This is a genomic window from Streptomyces sp. NRRL WC-3618, assembly GCF_001280005.1.
Classification (GTDB): Bacteria; Actinomycetota; Actinomycetes; order Streptomycetales; family Streptomycetaceae; genus Streptomyces.
In genome coordinates, this window is the sequence record NZ_LGDW01000263.1 from 1 (window position 1) to 837 (window position 837).

2 protein-coding genes are annotated in these 837 nt (G+C 69.8%); both read left to right on the top strand.

Annotated features, from left to right (window positions below; genetic code table 11):
* On the top strand, positions 1–202 hold a 202-nt coding region (locus ADL01_RS22255; protein ID WP_053743796.1), incomplete at its 5' end, for a hypothetical protein.
* A 65-nt stretch (positions 203–267) separates the two neighbouring features.
* On the top strand, positions 268–837 hold a 570-nt coding region (locus tag ADL01_RS22260; protein ID WP_199834893.1), incomplete at its 3' end, for a TerD family protein.

Below are 837 nucleotides of genomic sequence, written 5' to 3' on the forward strand. Positions count from 1 at the left end.
CGCCTACACCCACCACCCCGACGGCACAGTAAAAATCACCCACGGCCCCCACCCCGCCACCACCCTCCGCGGCCCCCGAGCCACCGAATTCCTCGCAGAAGTGGAATCCGGCGACCCCCAACTCGTCATGGCCCGCTGGACCGGCAACTACAAGCGCGGCAACGAACGAACGGCCCGCAACCACCCCCGAAACCGCCGCTGACCCAATTGTCCACCGGGTAAGGGAACGGTAAAGCGGGGTCGGTCGTTCAACCGGTCATGACAGCTATGACACCTGGCTCGAACATCCCTCTCCCCGTCACCCGAGTGACGGTGGACGTCGCCGCCCCGGTCCGGCTAGACGTATCGAGCCTGCTGCTCACCGCCGACGGCAAGGTGCGCTCCGACGACGACTTCATCTTCTACAACCAGCCGACCGGCCCCGGCGTGACCTACCGCTCCGGCGGCGGCACCACCCCCGACTCGATCACGGTCGACACCACGGCCGTCCCCCCGGGCATCGAGAAGATCGTCGTCACGGCGAGCCCGGACGCCGCGGGCCAGACCTTCCAGGGCATCGAACCGACGGCCACGATCCGCAACGCGGACGACAGCGCCGTACTGGCCACGTTCACACCCCCGCAGCTCGCCTCGGAAACGGCACTGGTGATCGTCGAGGTCTACCTGCGCAACGGCGCCTGGAAGGCCCGCGCGGTGGGCCAGGGGTACGCAAACGGTCTGGCCGGCATCGCCACGGACTTCGGCGTGAGCGTGGAGGAACCGACACCGGCCCCGGCACCGGCACCGGCACCGGCACCGGCAGCAGCCCCGGCCGCGCAGCCGACCCCGGTCCAGCCC